The organism is Pseudoalteromonas sp. M8, assembly GCF_018141365.1.
In the GTDB taxonomy this organism is placed as follows: domain Bacteria; phylum Pseudomonadota; class Gammaproteobacteria; order Enterobacterales; family Alteromonadaceae; genus Pseudoalteromonas.
Window position 1 is genome coordinate 3627399 of the sequence record NZ_CP047240.1, and the last position, 16487, is coordinate 3643885.

Here is a 16487-nt window from a genome sequence, read left to right on the forward strand (position 1 = left end):
CTCACCTTTTTTGTTGTTATGCCTGTGCCATTTGCACCGCTTGTTCTATATCTACGGCAACCATGCGCGACACCCCTGGTTCTGCCATGGTTACCCCCGTCAGTCTACCCGCCATTTCCATAGCGACCTTGTTATGACTGATATAAATAAATTGCACTGTTTGCGACATTTCTTCAACCAAACGACAAAATCGCCCTACGTTTGCGTCATCAAGCGGTGCATCTACTTCATCCAGCATACAGAATGGGGCTGGATTAAGCCTGAATATTGAAAACACCAATGATAATGCGGTCAGCGCTTTTTCTCCACCACTTAACAGATGAATTGTCGAGTTTTTCTTACCAGGCGGCCTTGCCATGATAGAAACACCACTTTCTAGCAGGTCATCGCTAGTCAATTCTAGATATGCATTCCCCCCACCAAACACTTTAGGAAACAACTCGGCTAAATCTTCATTCACTTGATTAAAGGTGGCACTAAAGCGGGTTTTGGTCTCTTTATCAATTTTTCTGATCACCGCCTCTAACGTTTCTAACGCATTAGTGAGATCATCCAGCTGTGTATCTAAATAGGTTTTGCGTGCCTTCGCTTCTTCAAACTCTTCAATTGCAGCTAAGTTTACAGCCCCTAACTTACCAAGATCATTACTGACTCGACTCAAATTGGCTTGATACTGGCCCAAGTTTGCGTCTTCAGGTAATTGTGCCAGCTCCGCTTTTAGCGTCCGACCAAGCTCCTGCAAAGGTTCAAGTGCCGCTTGCGCCTTTATCATCAAGCTTTGCTCTTCAAGTTTCACTTGTTGCAAAGACTCATTGAGTTTACTCACTTCGCCTTGTGCATCTTTTAATGCCGCTTGTTTTTGGGAGAGGTTTTCCTTGGCTTGGTTAAGCGTATCCAACATCGTTTGCTTTTGTGCTTTGGCTTCTAGATGTTGGGCGAGCAATAACTCTATATCTTCATGTGCCTCCGCGAGTGGCTCTTCACAAAGTACAATGTCTTCTTGTGTTTGTTCGATGCGTTGGTTTATTTCATCGCAACGATGTTGCAAGTGTTCCAACTTAGAATTGCTGAGCTGTAGCTCACTTTCTGCCTGCTGCGACGCAAGTTTAGTAGTATGAACTAATTGCTGCGCGTCTTGTAATGCGGCGCGCCGAGATTGACTATATTGTTTAAACTCGGCCAACTTAGCCTCGGCCAGTTGTTGTGTTTCTTGTACTTGCGCTAGCAACTCATCACGTTGTAATTGCTGTTCAGTATAAAGTTCAAGTTGTTCAATGACCTCGCCTCGTTCTTGAGCAATGGCATCAAGCTGTTCCTGAATTTTCTGTCCTTGCTCACGCCAAGCGCTCAGATTCTCATCCAGCATTTCAACTTTGGTTTTATGGCTGGCGATCGCTTGGGCTTTTTCGTGAACGCATTGCTGTGTTTCTAATAAGCCAGCTTGCGTGTTCTCAAGAACAATGTGTTTTTGTGCTACAACCTGTTCAGCCTCTTCGGCGAGTTGTTGCAAATCAGGAAGTTGAGTATGGCATGACTGCAATTGGGCATAGCGTTTTAACGCGCCACTCTCTTCATTGCTTTTCGCCTTGGCCTTAAAGTTATCTCCCACAATAACGCCACCGACCGTCACGCCGAGAAGGAATTGTTCACACGATTTAAAGTCTGTAGGTTCAGCGCATAATTTTATTTTCGTTAAAAAGCTGGGGAACAGTCCTGAGCTTATTTTTGTCGCAACGGAATCAGCGGGAACTTCGAGTTCAGTGGGCCACAGCGTATTCATTTCGCGTTGCTCAACGACTAAATGCGTCAACCCAAGCAGTGCCGCCTCCACGCACTCTTCATACCCAGACTCAACAACAAGCTGCGATAACATAGTCGTAGCAGAAGTCTCCGACGTTTCCTCTGCCCAGCGTGATAACGCCTTTATTTCAGATTGCACTTCTTGTAACGCCTGAAGCGCTTTTTGAGCATGAGTCTGTGCCTGTAAGATTTCTTCTTTATTGGTTTTCTCTTGACCTTGCAACTTACCAGCTTGGCTTTGTAATTTAGCCATCGCTTGAACTAACTGATGATGTGCATCCTGAGCTTTAGCCAAGTCATTTTCCAACATAGATGCGTGATGCGCGTCAGCCTGTTCCTGCAACTCAGCCTGACGCTTATCTATGTGCAGTTTAGCTTGCTGTTGTTGCGCTAATTGGCTTGCCCCTTGCTGTACCTGAGCATGTATTTGTTGATACTGCTTCTGCGCGTCATTATACTGTGCTTCTAATTGAGTTTGCTCTGTGTCACTTTGCTCATTTGTGAGTTGAATTTCTTCCAATTGCAATAGCGCAATCTCAAGTCGCTCAGAAACTTCAGCGACTTTTTCAGCACTGCTCGCCACATACTCGGCTTGCTCGTCTTGCGCCTCAATCACTTCTTGCTGTTGTGATTTCAGTATTTGGGACTGCTCAATAAGCTGACGCTTTTTTTCAGTTAGATTGACCTTCTGTTGCTCAAGCGTTGCCAACTGGGTTTCAATTCGGTGCACGCTATGTTGTGCTTGCTCATAGCCATCATTGAAATGCTTAATTTCATGTTCTAGCGTCGCCAAAATGCTGTCATGGCCACTGTGAGCTTCATTAAAAAATGCTAATTTTTCGTTGAGTTTGGCAATTTCTTTGGCTTTTATTGCCTGCTTTTGCTCAAGGCTTTGCCACTTTAAAATTGCTATCCACGACTTTAAGTCACGCTCTTGCGACTTTAAAGACTTATATTCGCTCGCCTGTTGTGCTTGAAGTGCCAGTTTATCTAGCTGACTCTGTAGCTCTTGCCTAACATCGAGCAAACGCTCCATGTTTTCGCGAGTACTCTTGATGCGAGTTTGAGTTTCTCGTCGACGCTCTTTATATTTTGAAATTCCGGCGGCTTCTTCTAAAAAAACTCTTAACTCTTGCGGCTTACTTTCGATCAAGCGAGAGATCATCCCTTGCTCGATAATTGCGTAACTGCGAGGACCTAGGCCAGTACCTAAAAAGATATCCGTGATATCGCGCTTACGGCACTTACTACCATTTAAAAAATAAAGAGATTGGCCATCTCGCGTCACTAAGCGCTTAATGGCAATTTGGTTACGATCTGCAAACGTGCCGGGCAACCGGCCTTGAGTATTATCAAAAATCAGTTCTACAGAAGCTTGCGAGATAGGTTTACGTTTGGTCGAACCGTTAAAAATAACGTCCGTCATGGCATCGCCACGGAGGTTTTTCGCGGAGCTTTCTCCCAGTACCCAGCGAACTGCATCAATAACATTAGACTTACCGCAGCCGTTTGGCCCAACCACACATGTCATCTGGTCAGGAAACGGGATCTTGGTTGGCTCTACGAAAGATTTAAAGCCGGCCAGTTTGATGCTACTCAGTCGCATAGCTTATTATTATTGTTCGCGGTTACTTTTGAGAATAAGACAATTCATTAGTAAGATCTATGAGTTAGCAATGACAGCGTTTAATATTATCCAAAATGATCCCGGTAGCCATCGCCACATTCAATGATTCAGCACCACCAAACGCAGGAATAGTCACCTTTTTATTGATGTGCGCCGCTATGGTATCGCTAATACCATGAGACTCGCTACCCATGACCAACACGGCATTACGACTAAATTGGCACTGATGTACGCTCTCACCACCAAGGAATGCACCATAGCACTCGCCTTGATATTGTTTTAAAAAGGCCTCGAGATCGGTTCTCACCACATTAACACGCACAAATGAGCCCATAGTGGCACTGATCACTTTAGGGTTAAATTGATCGGCGCAGTTTTCGCTTACCACGAGCTGCGTTAATCCATACCAATCAGCAAGACGAATAATGGTACCGAGATTACCCGGGTCTGAGACTCCATCTAATGCCAACACCAGCCCAGCAGTATTGATTTCTTCTGCTGGCGGCATTGCAACGACCGCTATCGCCGCATTATTTGACACCAAAGTACTCACCTTGCTCAACACTTCCTCTTCTGCTTCTACACAGTCAATATTAACGAGTTTGGATTTATACTTTGTCATGAACTCATTGGTCGCGAACAGCTGTTCAACAGCTAACCCAGCATCAACTAACTCAATCACATTCTTTTCGCCTTGTACTAAATACAGGCCATGTTGTTTGCGATATTTTTTTTGCCCTAAAGCACGAAGTAGTTTTTGTTGATTCTTGGAGATCATGTGCACCTCAAAAGTTGGATTCACCATTATACCTGTTCAGTATCAGATAAAAAGCGTTTCCACGAGGCATTAAGCTAAGAAATTATGTTATCTTGTGCCGAATGACACACAAGGCATAGAGGTAATCATGTCACCTGAGCTAACGCTTATTTTACTCAACTTTATTCTACTTTTTGTGGCCTACGTATTCGTTTACCCAAAGTTAAAAGAGAAAAGCCTCGCCAGTATCAGCAAACAAGATTTATTGGTTACTGCGGTTTCTTTAGTCGTGTCTGGAAGTTTGTACTATGGCAAGGGTATCGAATTTTCGTTAGTGTTTTTTAAGAGTAATTGGGTGGTGTTTACGATTGTCGTATTTAGCGTGATTGAAATCCCATTTTTACTGTGGTTTAAGCGTCGCTATAACATTAAGTTTGGAGAGTAATAGAGAGGTAGCTACGCCTCTCTATTCGATTATCACTCAGCTCGCTTCTCGCGACCAAGCAACGCCATTGCGGCTTCTTTCACATCTTTTTGCTCATAAAGCACTTGATAGATCTGCTCAGTGATCGGCATTTCAATACCCGTGCGTTTGGCAAGTAGATAAACTTCTTTGGTATTGCGATAACCTTCGACCACCTGACCTATACTCGACATCGCCTCATCGACCGACTTTCCCGAGCCAAGTGCAAGGCCAAAACGGCGATTACGCGACTGGTTATCCGTACAAGTGAGAATGAGATCACCAAGCCCCGCCATACCCATAAAGGTTTCAGAGCGCGCGCCTAACGCACATCCTAAACGACAAAGTTCAGCGAGTCCTCGGGTGATAAGCGCCGTTCTAGCATTCGCACCAAAACCAAAGCCGTCAGACATGCCCGCGCCAATTGCGATAACGTTTTTGACCGCGCCGCCGAGCTGAATACCAATAAAGTCTTCGTTGCTATACACCCTAAACGAGCGACCGCAATGCAACAGCTCTGCGAGCTCTTCACGAAACTTTGCACAAATCGAAGACACTGAAATAGCAGTAGGTAATCCTGCGGCCATTTCTTTTGCAAAAGTAGGTCCACTTAGCACCGCCAGCGGCACATCGTCACCTAACACATCCAGTGCAACCTCTTGCAATAATCGCCCAGTATTTGGTTCGAGCCCCTTGGTTGCCCAAGCTACTTTTGCATTCTCAAGTAGCATAGGTTTAATCTTCTTTAAGGTGTCTGCAAACGCATGACTTGGCACAACCACCAAAATACGCTCACTAGACTTAACAGCCGTTTCTAAATCGGCCTCAAGTTCAAGCGTGTTTGGAAACTGGATGTCAGGAAGATAACGTTGGTTTTTGCGCTCAGCTGCTAGCGCCTCAACGTGTTCGCTATTGCGTCCCCATAGTGTCACTTGGTGACCATTTCGGGCGAAACAAATAGCAAGGGCGGTGCCATAAGACCCCGCCCCCAATACAGTTACAGCTGATTTTGCTGTACTCATCAATTATGCGTCAGCAGTTTGCTCAGGCTGTGCTTGAGCCGCACGTTGCTGCATATACTGAGCGAATAATGCGTCAAAGTTAACTGGCGCAAGGTTTAACTGTGGGAAAGTACCACGGTTAACTAGGCTAGCTACCGCTTCACGCGCATATGGGAATAGGATGTTAGGGCAGAATGCGCCTAGCATGTGTGCCATTTGCATTTCTTCAAGATCTGCAATTGCAAAGATACCAGCTTGTTGGATTTCACATAGGAATGCAGTTTCTTCACCAATAGTTGCCGTTACCGTTAGCGCGAGAACAACTTCAAAAACGTTGTCATCAAGCTTTGCTGAACGTGTGTCCATGTCTAGCTTAACTTCTGGTGTCCACTCTTTTTGGAAGATACCTGGTGAGTTTGGCGTTTCAAACGATACATCTTTAGTATAGATACGTTGAATGTTGAACTGAGCGCCTTCTTGTTGTTGTTCTGCTGCTTGGTTTTGTTCTGCCATGATAATTTCCTAAATTCTGTTGTGATCCTGCTAGTTCCTAGCAGTCATTATAAAAAGTAAGCTGAGCCAAAGCTCAATCAATCTTATGCTTGTAATAGCTTATCGAGTTCGCCTTTCGCTTCAAGCGCCATCATATCGTCGCAACCACCAATATGGCGCTCAGCGATAAAGATTTGTGGCACGGTATAGCCACCGTTGGCTTTTTCGATCATCTCGTCACGAAGCTCTGGCTGTGCGCCAATATCATACTCAGTGTATGTGACACCTTTTGCATCTAATAGTGCTTTTGCACGATGACAAAATGGACAATAGTCTTTGGTGTAAATTACGACTTGGCTCATCATAGACCTCAGTTATTTTCCGTTAGAGATTGGTAAACCCGCACTTTGCCATGCGCCAATACCACCTGATAATACGTACACTTGCTCGAATCCAGCTTTGTGCATGTTATCAGCAACAGCAGATGCCGTCATACCTGTGTTACAGACCAATATAATGGGCTTAGATTTATGTTTTTCAAGACCAGCAAAATCTTTTTGCTTGAGTTTTTCCGCATTCACCTGCTCAGAACCTGCAATGTGACCTTGGTTAAACTCTTTTGCTGCACGCATATCGAGTACCTGACCATCTTGGCGGTTAACAAGCATAGTCAACTGCTGGGGTTAATTTGTCTAATTTTAGAAAACTGACTCTTAAACCAACTACTCACTAACATCGCGGCTAACACAACCCAAATGATGCTAAGTACCGGATGGTTACCTAAAAACGCAACGTATTGTTCCATTAATTTATCAACCAAAAATTATTAAACGATAAAGTGGCAGCAAGTATACCTGCTTTATTCTCGACAAAACAGACTTGTTCAACATGAGCAAATATCAATCTCAAAGTTGATAATTCATCACTGTGGGGCTGAATATTCATACAAAAACAGGTATTCTACTTACCAGCAACCAGAGCAAGCTTATCGAAGCGCTGCAGCCCAAGTTAGTAAATCTAACCTTGTAGCGTTTGCTATAAGACATCAACATCGTGCCTAATTCAGGATTTCAGGAGCGCAAATGACAGCTAAGAAAAAGCCATTGGTATTAATGATTTTAGACGGTTGGGGCTATCGCGAAGAAAGCGAGAGCAATGCTATTTTAGCAGCCAATACCCCAGTATTAGATGAACTATGGCGCTCTGCTCCGCACACCTTGATTTCAGGTTCAGGCCTTGATGTTGGTCTACCGGATGGACAAATGGGGAATTCCGAAGTTGGCCACGTTAACCTCGGTGCAGGACGTGTGGTTTATCAAGACTTCACGCGGATCACTAAAGCGATTGACGATGGTGAGTTTGAGCACAATCCAGCTCTGGTTGAGAATATCGACAAAGCCGTGGCAAAGGGAAAAGCCGTTCACCTAATGGGGTTATTGAGCCCAGGTGGCGTTCACAGCCATGAAGATCACATTGTTGCGGCAATTAAATTAGCAGCTGAGCGCGGTGCAACCGTTTATTTGCACGCATTTTTGGATGGCCGCGATACACCACCTCGCAGCGCACAAGCATCAATTGAAAAAATGGAAGCCTTGATGCAGTCACTCAATTGTGGCCGACTAGCGTCTATTATTGGTCGCTACTATGCTATGGACCGTGACAATCGTTGGGACCGCGTCGAGTCTGCATACAACCTGATGGTAAGTGGCGACGCTGATTTTACTTATAGTAATGGCGTTGAAGCGCTACAAGCAGCTTACGCGCGTGATGAAAATGATGAGTTTGTTAAAGCATCAGTGATCACCGAAGCTGGGCAACCTGCCGCTACTATCAATGATGGTGATACGGTTATCTTTATGAACTTCCGTGCAGACCGAGCGCGCCAGATGACCCGTGCTTTTGTCGATGCTGACTTTAACGGCTTCGAAAAACGCAAAGCACCGGACTTAAGTGCGTTTGTTATGATGACTGAATACGCTGCCGACATTAAAGCCCCTATCGCTTTCGCGCCTGAAGCACTTGTCAATGTGCTAGGTGAATGGCTAGCTAAGCACAACAAAACTCAGCTGCGTATTTCAGAAACGGAAAAATATGCCCATGTCACTTTCTTCTTTAGCGGCGGTCGCGAAGATCTCTTTGAAGGTGAAAAACGTGAACTTATTCCTTCTCCACAAGTTGCCACTTACGACTTACAACCAGAAATGAACTCAGAAATGCTAACTGATAAGTTAGTTGAAGCCATTCATAGCGGTGAGTTTGACGTCATTATCTGTAACTACCCGAATGGTGATATGGTTGGACACTCTGGTGTATTTGAAGCCGCAGTAAAAGCATGTGAAGCCGTTGATAAGTGTATCGGTCGTGTGGTTGCAGCGTTAAAAGAAACCGGTGGTGAAGCTTTGATCACAGCAGACCACGGCAATGCTGAGCAAATGCAAAACCCGAAAACGGGCCAAGCTCATACAGCACACACTAGTGAGCCTGTACCGTTTATTTATGTAGGTCGTGATGCAGGGCCACAAGCAGGAAAAGCACTAAGCGATGTTGCACCAACAATGCTGCATTTACTTGGTATGGAGCAGCCTAGCGAGATGACAGGCACTCCAATTATGCGTTTAAAATAACGGCCTGCCTGTATGCCGTTAAAAACGACATTTCACTATGCCGCACTTCTCGGTGCGGCGTTACTCATGACAACAGCGCCCGCTGTTGCCAACGAATCTAGAACCAAACAAGACTTAAGCGAAGTTCAGCAACAGCTTAAAGCTAGCCAACAAGCATTAGAAAAGCAGCGCGGTGAAATTAACAGTCACGAAGCAAAGCTCAAAGCCTTCGAACTTGATATTGCCAAAAGTGCCAAAGCTATCTCACTCACAGAAATCGGGATCAAAGAAAACCAAACCGAGCAGGCCGAACTTAAAAAGCAAGAAAGCACGCTGTTAAACGACAAGAAAAAATTTGAAAAGATCCTTGCGGCTCAGCTAAAAAGTGCCTACATGACGGGCTCTCATGATTATTCTAGAATGTTACTTAATCAAGAGCATGCAACAAAGCTCGAGCGCACCATTGCCTATTATGATTACCTAAATAAAGCACGTATTAAACAACTCGAACAACTGAAATCTATCGGCCAAGAATTGGCACAGACTCAAGCTGAGTTAGCAAGAACACAAGCACGCTTAGAAGCGCTACAAAACCATCAGAATGAACGCTTGGAAGCGCTCAAGAAGGCGCAGCAAGAACGTCAAAACCAGCTTGCAAACCTAAATAACAAACTCAGTGAAACACGCTCTGCCATTGCTTATTTAAAAGAAAATGAACAAACCTTAATCCAAACGTTAGAAGAGCTTGCCAAGGCACAAAGAGAAGCCGAAGTACGTTTAGATGGATTAGCCAAACTCAAAGGCAAAATGAGTTTACCAACCAAAGGTCGAATTAAACATAAATTCGGCCAAAGCAAACATGCAGGCATGAATTGGAAGGGCGTCCTCATTGGTGCAAAAGAAGGGGCTGAAATTGCGAGTGTCGCCCCCGGTCAAGTTGTGTATGCAGATTGGTTAAATGGCTTTGGCTGGGTTATTGTGCTCGATCATGGTCATGGTTTTATGAGTCTATACGGCCACGCACAAACGCTGCTTCGCGATGTTGGCGATCAAGTTCGCAGTGGTGAAGTGATCGCTTTGGTAGGACAAAGCGGCGGACAAAGAGATCCTGGTCTATACTTTGAAATACGGCATAAGGGAAGCGCTGTAGATCCGATAAAATGGTGCAGATCCAGTTAACTGAATAACCCGTGCTGCACCTTGATGAGGAGCAGCACATGAATAGACAAACCCGTTTTTACGCGCTCGCAGCGCGCTATGTTGCATTATTAAGCTTCCTGCTTTTGTTAAGTTTTAGCGCCTTTAGTCACGCGTCTACACAAAAGTTCTCGGCTCAAGAAATCGATGAAATCCTGTATCATATTCACACCTATTATGTTGAAGACTTGCCTCTCAGTCGCTACAACGCGGGCAACTTATCGAGCCTCTTTGATAATTTAGATCCCTACTCTAAATACCTCAATGAGGAAGACTTGGAATCCATCTTCAGTGCAGCAAATGGGCGCTACACGGGACTCGGTATTGAAGTCGAAGAGCAAGATAATTACGTGATTATCTTGGATACCCTGCCCAATTCACCAGCAGCCCAAGCAGGCATAGAGAGTGGTGATAAACTCCATGCAATCAATGGCGCTAATGTCGCGGGTAAATCGATAGAAGAAGTGTCTGCCCTACTCAAAGCTGCAAATAAAAATCTCATCAATTTAGTAGTATTAAGACAAGACGAGCTGGTTGCACTTGAGCTTAAACGTCAAGAGATAGTCATTGAAAGTGTCGCCAGTAAACTCTTAAACGACGGCACCGGCTTTTTAAGCGTCAACAGTTTTAATCATCACACCTACCATGATGTTGCAAGACACATAAACCGACTACAAGTACAGTTAGGTAGTCCGTTGAAAAAGCTGGTTATTGATTTACGTGACAACCCTGGTGGTACACTTAATAGTGCCGTGGCAATCTCAGATCTTTTTTTAGATAGTGGCACAATCGTCACGACCAAAGGCCGCTTCTATGACGCCAATCAGGCTTACATTGCAAAGCGGGGAGATATTTTAAATGGTGCGCCTATTTTGGTATTAATCAACAATAATTCCGCTTCAGCTGCCGAGATTTTAGCCGCCGCACTCAAGGATAATAAACGTGCCTTAGTCGTTGGCTTACGTTCCTATGGTAAAGGCTCGGTTCAATCCTTGATCCCGATTGGTAATGGCACTACTGCATTAAAGTTAACGACAGCGAGATACTACACACCAGCAGGTACATCAATTGAAGGTAAAGGCATAGAGCCCGATGTATATTTTACCAAACAAGCGCTTTCCCTGTTGGATAAAAGCGCTATAATCACTGGTGAAGAATCAATCAAAACAACAGGTATTGAACAACTTGCCTCGCATTGGCCTAAGGCACTGGCGTTAGTTCAATCACAGTAAATAAAAAACGGTCCTGTAGGGCTGTAAACTATAATAATAATTTGTGTGCTAAAAAAAATAATCGGGATAATACTGGCCTGCATGACTTTTGCAGTGCCAGCAAAACAGTTTGCCATTGTTATAGACGATATTGGCAATCACCAACGTGACTTAGAGTTGCTGTCCTTACCGGGTGGGATCACCTTTTCGATCCTGCCCCATACGCCTTTTTCTCAACAATTTGCCTTTGCAGCCAGCCGCCAACAACGCGAGCTTTTATTACATGTGCCAATGCAGGCACAAGACACGGAAAAGGCCCTTGGTCCGGGCGCATTAACCACCGATATGGAAAAGTGGCAGTTGCAAATGACACTTGGCAATGCGCTATCGACACTGCCTCAGGTTAAAGGCGTAAACAATCACATGGGCTCAGCATTAACAGAACAAATAGAGCCAATGAAATGGACAATGGAAATACTAAAAAAGCGCGGATTATACTTTTTGGATAGCCGTACCACTAGCCACAGTCAAGCCCAATATGCTGCCAACCTTTACGGCGTAAAAAACGTCGCTCGACAGGTCTTTCTAGATAATGATATATCCACTGAGGCGCTCAACAAGCAGTGGCAACATATGCTTAAGCTACTTGATAATCACGAGCATGTTATTATCATTGCGCACCCATATAAGGAAACCGCCGCCTTTCTTGCAGCCAAGTTAGCTGAGCTTGAAAGTATTGATGCCAAACTGGTACCCGTCTCTCAACTGGTTGAACAAAAATACGTACGACTTGCAGAAATTGCTGAGCAGCATGCTATTTCCGGACAATTAAGACTCCAAGAATAAAGATTAACAATGATTATCATCAGACAGTTTCAAAACGGCGAAGAAGCCGTGCTACGCAAGCTTATGTTTGACACAATACGCTCGGTAAATGTACAGCATTACTCCAATAGCCAAGTTAATGCATGGGCACATAGCGACGTTGCCGATAAAGGCTGGCAAGACCGATTAAGGAACAATCAGCCCCTTGTCGCCGTACTAAATGGTAAAATTGTTGGCTTTGCCGATATCCAAGCTGACGGTCTTATTGATCACTTTTTTTGCCATGCGGAACATCAAGGCCAAGGCATAGGTAAAGCACTTATGCTCGCACTCTTAGAACACAGCAAAATAACCAACACAACGCGCTTATTTTCCCATGTTAGTAAAACGGCTAAACCTTTCTTTGAATATTTTGGTTTCCAAGTGATAAAGGAACAACAAGTGACGGTTCGTGGCGAAGTGTTAACTAATTACCTGATGGAAAAGAGTATGCCTGCCTGCTAGCAGGCATACGAACTTTCTTCCCTAATCTATGGGCGCAAACCGCGTGGGTAAGGCACTAAATTGCAAGGATGGATTTTGCTTCATCCACGTTTTCTTATTAGGGATTTGGATCTTAAATTCATCATCCGTCACAAACTTTTGGGTTTTACCCTTGGCATTCACAAACTGAATTGATGCAGGCTCGGTAAATGTAAACTCTAGTTCATCAAAGCTTGGAGCAAACCAAGACAAGCTACCTGCCATCAACTCAACAAAAGCGTCCATATCCTCTAAAAGAATAAACAAATCGCGATACATAACCTGCGGCTTAGTCAACGGCGCTATATCGGTATTGACCAGAATCGCAACGGCACCTTTTTCTTGATTGATCACTAAATTAACTTGATCTGCACGAGACTGCGGGAGAATAGGTAAATCAATATTGCCGTCTTTGTCTATGATACCGTTGGCAATGATCTTGTCATCTTGCTCCAGCCAAAGTTTAACATCCTCTAGCGCGATATCAGGCTGCTTCACTTCCACAGTAAATTTAGACAAGATATATTGCGACTGCGCTTTGTTGGCGATTAAATCTAGAATTTGATTAATCTCACCATATTCAACACTTCGCTCAGCGGCGAAAACAGAGTTGCAAAGTAAGCTCGCAACAGCACCTAACATCAGTAACTTTTTCATTGGGTTATCCTTTATTATTGTTGTCTTCATATGAGGAGTTCTTCGAGAAATAGTTCAAAACTTGATCTCAATTCCATACATGCCAAATAGATCAGGCTAAACTCAACATAAGCATATGGAGTGAAAAGGAGTAGCAGATGACCCAAACCGTAGCTGATTTAATGACCCCAGATCCGTTCGCAGTGATTGCTGAAAATACCTTGCAAGATGCACACAATTTAATGAAAGAAAAAAATGTTCGTCACATTCCAGTGATTGACGAAGCAGGAGCCTTGGTTGGTATGCTCACGCAAAAGATTATGATCGCCAAGGTAATGGGAATAATGGCAACCTATGGCGCAAATGCGCTTGCAAGAAAAGAAAAGCAAACAAAAGTACAAGATATTATGGCGACCGATTTTGCGAGCGTGCGCCCAAGCCAATCACTACAAGATGTGGTGCGCTTTTTTGTCGATAATCGCCATGGCTGTATGCCTGTGGTAGACGAGCAAAACAAATTGGTTGGTATACTGACTTCATCAGACTTTGTGCGACTCGCTGCTGCACTCTTGTCTTAAACGTGGTAACAAGCGAGTGTATTCCACTGACTCGCGGAATACACTCAGCTATTAGCATGATTACGCTTTTTCTTGGAGCGTTCTCGCTACAGTTCTCATACCTAAAGTCGTTGCACCCGCAGCCCATTGACCACTAGCGCTATTTTGGAAAGAAGCCGCAAGGTCGATATGCACCCAACCTTGACCTTCATTTGGTACAAAGCGAGATAGGAAACCCGCTGCATTTGATGCACCACCAAAACCGCCACCTTTTTGCGCTCGGCTGTTAGCAGTATCCGCATAAGGCGATGGACAGTTATTTTGGTGCCACTTTTCTAGAGGCAATGGCCACGCGGCTTCAAATTCGTCACTCGCGAACTGCTGCACATCACCGACAAGTGTTTTGTCTAAACCAAATAACGCATTGTACTCTTGGCCTACAGCAACGAGCGCGGCGCCCGTTAATGTCGCGGCATCAATGATAAGCTCTGCGCCTGTTTCACCGGCAGCCATCAAGCCATCAGCAAGCACCAAGCGACCCTCTGCATCGGTATTTACGATTTCAACTGTGGTACCATTTTTGTAGGTAAGAATATCACCTAACTTATAGGCATGGCCTGAGATAAGGTTCTCAGCACAACATAGGAACAACTTAACACGACGGTCAAAACCACGTTGAATAGCCAGCGCTAAACCAGCCGTTACGGTTGCGGCCCCGCCCATATCACACTTCATCGTAAGCATGCCTTCGCTTGGCTTAATCGAGTAGCCACCTGAGTCAAACGTGATCCCTTTACCCACAAGTGCTGCGCTAACTGGTGCGTCATCATTACCTGTTGGGTTGTAGTCAAGCTCAAGCAACACAGGAGGACGCTCACTGCCGCGTCCCACTTCGTGGATACCAATCCATTGCTGCTCTAACAGCGCGTCGCCTTTAATGATTTGATAGCTAACATGCTCAGGTGCCAATGACTGAATAAACTCAGCCGCTTTTCCAGCAAGGCTTTCAGGATAAATATCTTCGGCCGTCCCGTTGATCATCTGACGCATCCATGTTGCCGACGCTTTTAGTGCATCAAGTTCGTTAAGACTTGACTGGTCGTTGTCAACAAACACCACACCATCTAATGCTTTTGGTGACACAAAACCTTGATAAAAAGCCCATTGAGATTCAGTACACCACAAGCCACCTTCTAGATGAACTTGTTTAATCCCTTGTTGTGCGATGCTACGAGCCGCCTTTTGAATATTCTTCAGCGTTTCGTCTTGTTGTAAATGGATAAAAGCACCGTCCTTTTCAAACGACAATGCAGCACCAGCAGATAAATACTCTGGTTTTGCGTCTTCACTCAGTCGTACAATAAATTTCTCTGACATTCTCTTTTCACTCTTGTGCTTGTAAGTGTGGTTAAGTGTACACTAGCCACTAAATACACCCAACCTAAAGCGACCAATGAAGTTTTCTAGGCAATTACAACAAGCAACCTTGCTCAAACGATATAAACGCTTTCTAGTCGATTTACGCGCCCCAAGTGGTGACGAATTCACCGTACACTGCGCCAATACGGGTAGAATGACCAATTGTGCAGATCCGGGATTTACGGCCTATTACTCCACCAGCGATAACCCTAAACGAAAGTACATTCATTCGTTGGAGCTGACGCAAGATAATGATGGTCATTTTATTTGTGTAAATACAGCGGTGGCCAATAAAGTGTCTGTTGAGGCCATAGAGCAAGGAAGAATAACGCAACTGCAAGGCTACAAAACACTTCAAACTGAAGTGAAATACGGGGCTGAAAATAGCCGAATTGATATTTTGTTGAGCGACCTCGAAAATGGACAATCCTCGCAATTCTGCTACGTTGAAGTAAAGTCGGTGACTTTGCTCGAGCAACAGCAAGGTTTTTTCCCTGATGCAGAAACCTTAAGAGGTCAAAAACATCTTAGAGAATTAATCCACATTAAACAGCAAGGTCATCGTGCGGTGTTACTGTTTGCCGCGCTCCATACAGGGATAAATTGTGTCAAACCAGCCAGCCATATCGATCAAAAATATGCAGCGTTAGTAAAAGAAGCAATTTCTCATGGAGTAGAAATCATTGCTTACCGAGCGCATATTGACGACAACCAAGTACAATTAATTGAAGAAATTCCTTTTGATTACGCTTGACTTTTTTCATGCTGCCCACATATAGCCGTGATAGTTTTCTCCCCCAAATAGTTAAACATTGAAAAAAGTGGCTGACATTTGCAGTAAAAAAGTGTTTGCTAAGGGGTAAAGATTTTGCTATTTATACCCGCCGGCGAAAGCTGGGGTTATGTATTAAGGATTTAGGAGAATGGTATGCCAGACCAGAAAAAACTAGGGTTATTGGCTCAAGCCGGTGTAGAACCTTATCAAGAAAAGCCAGGCGAAGAATACATGAATGAAGCACAACGTGCTCATTTCAAAGCGATATTAGAAGCATGGCGTGCCGATCTACGTAATGAAGTAGATCGTACTAAGACACACATGCAAGACGAAGCGGCAAACTTTCCTGATCCTGTGGACCGTGCAGCGCAAGAAGAAGAGTTTTCTCTTGAACTGCGTACTCGCGACCGCGAGCGTAAGCTAATCAAGAAAATTGAGAAAACACTTCAACTTATCGAAGATGATGACTTCGGCTTTTGTGAGTCGTGCGGTATTGAAATCGGCATTCGCCGTTTAGAAGCGCGTCCAACAGCTGATCTTTGTGTTGATTGTAAATCTCTCGCAGAAATCAAAGAAAAACAACAAGGCAGAGGATAATCTCA

General features: G+C 44.4%; 16 protein-coding genes and 1 pseudogene. 9 read left to right on the forward strand and 8 right to left on the reverse strand.

The genetic code is table 11. From position 1 onward, the window contains the following. Positions 1–16 precede the first annotated feature (16 nt). Positions 17–3406: an AAA family ATPase gene (locus GSF13_RS21180; protein ID WP_211866999.1), complete on the reverse strand. Its 3390-nt coding sequence runs from the start codon at positions 3404–3406 to the stop codon at positions 17–19. Between the two features lie 64 nt (positions 3407–3470). Beyond that, entirely contained in the window at positions 3471–4205 is a 735-nt protein-coding gene (locus tag GSF13_RS21185) for an RNA methyltransferase (protein ID WP_010607584.1), read from the reverse strand. A gap of 127 nt (positions 4206–4332) precedes the next feature. Here GSF13_RS21185 and GSF13_RS21190 point away from each other — a divergent pair, with 127 nt between their 5' ends. Beyond that, complete coding sequence (locus GSF13_RS21190; protein WP_211867001.1) at positions 4333–4629, forward strand: hypothetical protein; 297 nt, start codon at positions 4333–4335, stop codon at positions 4627–4629. A 32-nt stretch (positions 4630–4661) separates the two neighbouring features. Here the strand turns inward: GSF13_RS21190 and gpsA are convergent, their stop codons facing one another. From gpsA to GSF13_RS21210, 4 genes and pseudogenes are all read right to left on the reverse strand, one after another. Further along, positions 4662–5669 (reverse strand): NAD(P)H-dependent glycerol-3-phosphate dehydrogenase, encoded by a 1008-nt coding sequence (gene gpsA / locus GSF13_RS21195; RefSeq protein WP_010607583.1) that lies wholly within the window; start codon positions 5667–5669, stop codon positions 4662–4664. 3 nt (positions 5670–5672) lie between these two features. Further along, positions 5673–6161, reverse strand: a complete 489-nt coding sequence (secB, locus tag GSF13_RS21200) for a protein-export chaperone SecB (RefSeq protein ID WP_010607582.1) — start codon at positions 6159–6161, stop codon at positions 5673–5675. 83 nt (positions 6162–6244) lie between these two features. Then, positions 6245–6502, reverse strand: coding sequence for a glutaredoxin 3 (gene grxC / locus GSF13_RS21205; RefSeq protein ID WP_206473070.1), 258 nt, complete (start codon positions 6500–6502; stop codon positions 6245–6247). A gap of 12 nt (positions 6503–6514) precedes the next feature. Next, positions 6515–6945 (reverse strand): annotated as a pseudogene (locus tag GSF13_RS21210) (rhodanese-like domain-containing protein). A gap of 277 nt (positions 6946–7222) precedes the next feature. Between GSF13_RS21210 and gpmM the strand changes: the two are divergent. The 5 genes from gpmM (at position 7223) to GSF13_RS21235 (ending at position 12480) form a co-directional block, all read left to right on the forward strand. Beyond that, positions 7223–8764 (forward strand): 2,3-bisphosphoglycerate-independent phosphoglycerate mutase, encoded by a 1542-nt coding sequence (gene gpmM / locus GSF13_RS21215; RefSeq protein ID WP_211867009.1) that lies wholly within the window; start codon positions 7223–7225, stop codon positions 8762–8764. Between the two features lie 12 nt (positions 8765–8776). Continuing rightward, positions 8777–9922, forward strand: a complete 1146-nt coding sequence (locus tag GSF13_RS21220) for a peptidoglycan DD-metalloendopeptidase family protein (protein ID WP_174169725.1) — start codon at positions 8777–8779, stop codon at positions 9920–9922. Positions 9923–9960: 38 nt separating this feature from the next. Further along, a complete protein-coding gene (locus GSF13_RS21225; RefSeq protein ID WP_010378798.1) occupies positions 9961–11172 on the forward strand; it encodes a S41 family peptidase in 1212 nt (403 codons plus the stop codon). Positions 11173–11253: 81 nt separating this feature from the next. After that, positions 11254–11997 carry a divergent polysaccharide deacetylase family protein gene (locus GSF13_RS21230; protein ID WP_045990310.1) on the forward strand — a complete coding sequence of 248 codons (744 nt, stop codon included), beginning with the start codon at positions 11254–11256 and terminating at the stop codon, positions 11995–11997. A 9-nt stretch (positions 11998–12006) separates the two neighbouring features. Next, positions 12007–12480, forward strand: coding sequence for a GNAT family N-acetyltransferase (locus GSF13_RS21235; RefSeq protein ID WP_174169723.1), 474 nt, complete (start codon positions 12007–12009; stop codon positions 12478–12480). Between the two features lie 21 nt (positions 12481–12501). On the opposite strand, the gene GSF13_RS21240 is transcribed toward GSF13_RS21235, so the two are convergent. Continuing rightward, positions 12502–13155 carry a DUF2987 domain-containing protein gene (locus GSF13_RS21240; protein WP_211867011.1) on the reverse strand — a complete coding sequence of 218 codons (654 nt, stop codon included), beginning with the start codon at positions 13153–13155 and terminating at the stop codon, positions 12502–12504. Between the two features lie 137 nt (positions 13156–13292). On the opposite strand from GSF13_RS21240, the gene GSF13_RS21245 reads away from it, so the two are divergent. Next, on the forward strand, positions 13293–13712 hold the full coding sequence (locus GSF13_RS21245; protein ID WP_010378791.1) for a CBS domain-containing protein: 420 nt from the start codon (positions 13293–13295) through the stop codon (positions 13710–13712). A gap of 60 nt (positions 13713–13772) precedes the next feature. Here GSF13_RS21245 and pepB read toward each other — a convergent pair whose 3' ends face one another. After that, positions 13773–15068 carry an aminopeptidase PepB gene (pepB, locus tag GSF13_RS21250; RefSeq protein WP_102057504.1) on the reverse strand — a complete coding sequence of 432 codons (1296 nt, stop codon included), beginning with the start codon at positions 15066–15068 and terminating at the stop codon, positions 13773–13775. Positions 15069–15144: 76 nt separating this feature from the next. On the opposite strand from pepB, the gene sfsA reads away from it, so the two are divergent. Together sfsA and dksA are read left to right on the forward strand one after the other, a co-directional pair. Beyond that, on the forward strand, positions 15145–15864 hold the full coding sequence (gene sfsA, locus GSF13_RS21255) for a DNA/RNA nuclease SfsA (protein ID WP_010607573.1): 720 nt from the start codon (positions 15145–15147) through the stop codon (positions 15862–15864). A 174-nt stretch (positions 15865–16038) separates the two neighbouring features. Further along, positions 16039–16482, forward strand: coding sequence for an RNA polymerase-binding protein DksA (gene dksA / locus GSF13_RS21260; RefSeq protein ID WP_017216564.1), 444 nt, complete (start codon positions 16039–16041; stop codon positions 16480–16482). Positions 16483–16487 lie beyond the last annotated feature (5 nt).

Coding starts and splice junctions, on each gene's coding strand:
- GSF13_RS21180 (WP_211866999.1), bottom strand. CDS start 3,406: ATGCGACTGAGTAGCATCAAACTGGCCGGCTTTAAATCTTTCGTAGAG.
- GSF13_RS21185 (WP_010607584.1), bottom strand. CDS start 4,205: ATGATCTCCAAGAATCAACAAAAACTACTTCGTGCTTTAGGGCAAAAA.
- GSF13_RS21190 (WP_211867001.1), top strand. CDS start 4,333: ATGTCACCTGAGCTAACGCTTATTTTACTCAACTTTATTCTACTTTTT.
- gpsA (WP_010607583.1), bottom strand. CDS start 5,669: ATGAGTACAGCAAAATCAGCTGTAACTGTATTGGGGGCGGGGTCTTAT.
- secB (WP_010607582.1), bottom strand. CDS start 6,161: ATGGCAGAACAAAACCAAGCAGCAGAACAACAACAAGAAGGCGCTCAG.
- grxC (WP_206473070.1), bottom strand. CDS start 6,502: ATGAGCCAAGTCGTAATTTACACCAAAGACTATTGTCCATTTTGTCAT.
- gpmM (WP_211867009.1), top strand. CDS start 7,223: ATGACAGCTAAGAAAAAGCCATTGGTATTAATGATTTTAGACGGTTGG.
- GSF13_RS21220 (WP_174169725.1), top strand. CDS start 8,777: ATGCCGTTAAAAACGACATTTCACTATGCCGCACTTCTCGGTGCGGCG.
- GSF13_RS21225 (WP_010378798.1), top strand. CDS start 9,961: ATGAATAGACAAACCCGTTTTTACGCGCTCGCAGCGCGCTATGTTGCA.
- GSF13_RS21230 (WP_045990310.1), top strand. CDS start 11,254: ATGACTTTTGCAGTGCCAGCAAAACAGTTTGCCATTGTTATAGACGAT.
- GSF13_RS21235 (WP_174169723.1), top strand. CDS start 12,007: ATGATTATCATCAGACAGTTTCAAAACGGCGAAGAAGCCGTGCTACGC.
- GSF13_RS21240 (WP_211867011.1), bottom strand. CDS start 13,155: ATGAAAAAGTTACTGATGTTAGGTGCTGTTGCGAGCTTACTTTGCAAC.
- GSF13_RS21245 (WP_010378791.1), top strand. CDS start 13,293: ATGACCCAAACCGTAGCTGATTTAATGACCCCAGATCCGTTCGCAGTG.
- pepB (WP_102057504.1), bottom strand. CDS start 15,068: ATGTCAGAGAAATTTATTGTACGACTGAGTGAAGACGCAAAACCAGAG.
- sfsA (WP_010607573.1), top strand. CDS start 15,145: ATGAAGTTTTCTAGGCAATTACAACAAGCAACCTTGCTCAAACGATAT.
- dksA (WP_017216564.1), top strand. CDS start 16,039: ATGCCAGACCAGAAAAAACTAGGGTTATTGGCTCAAGCCGGTGTAGAA.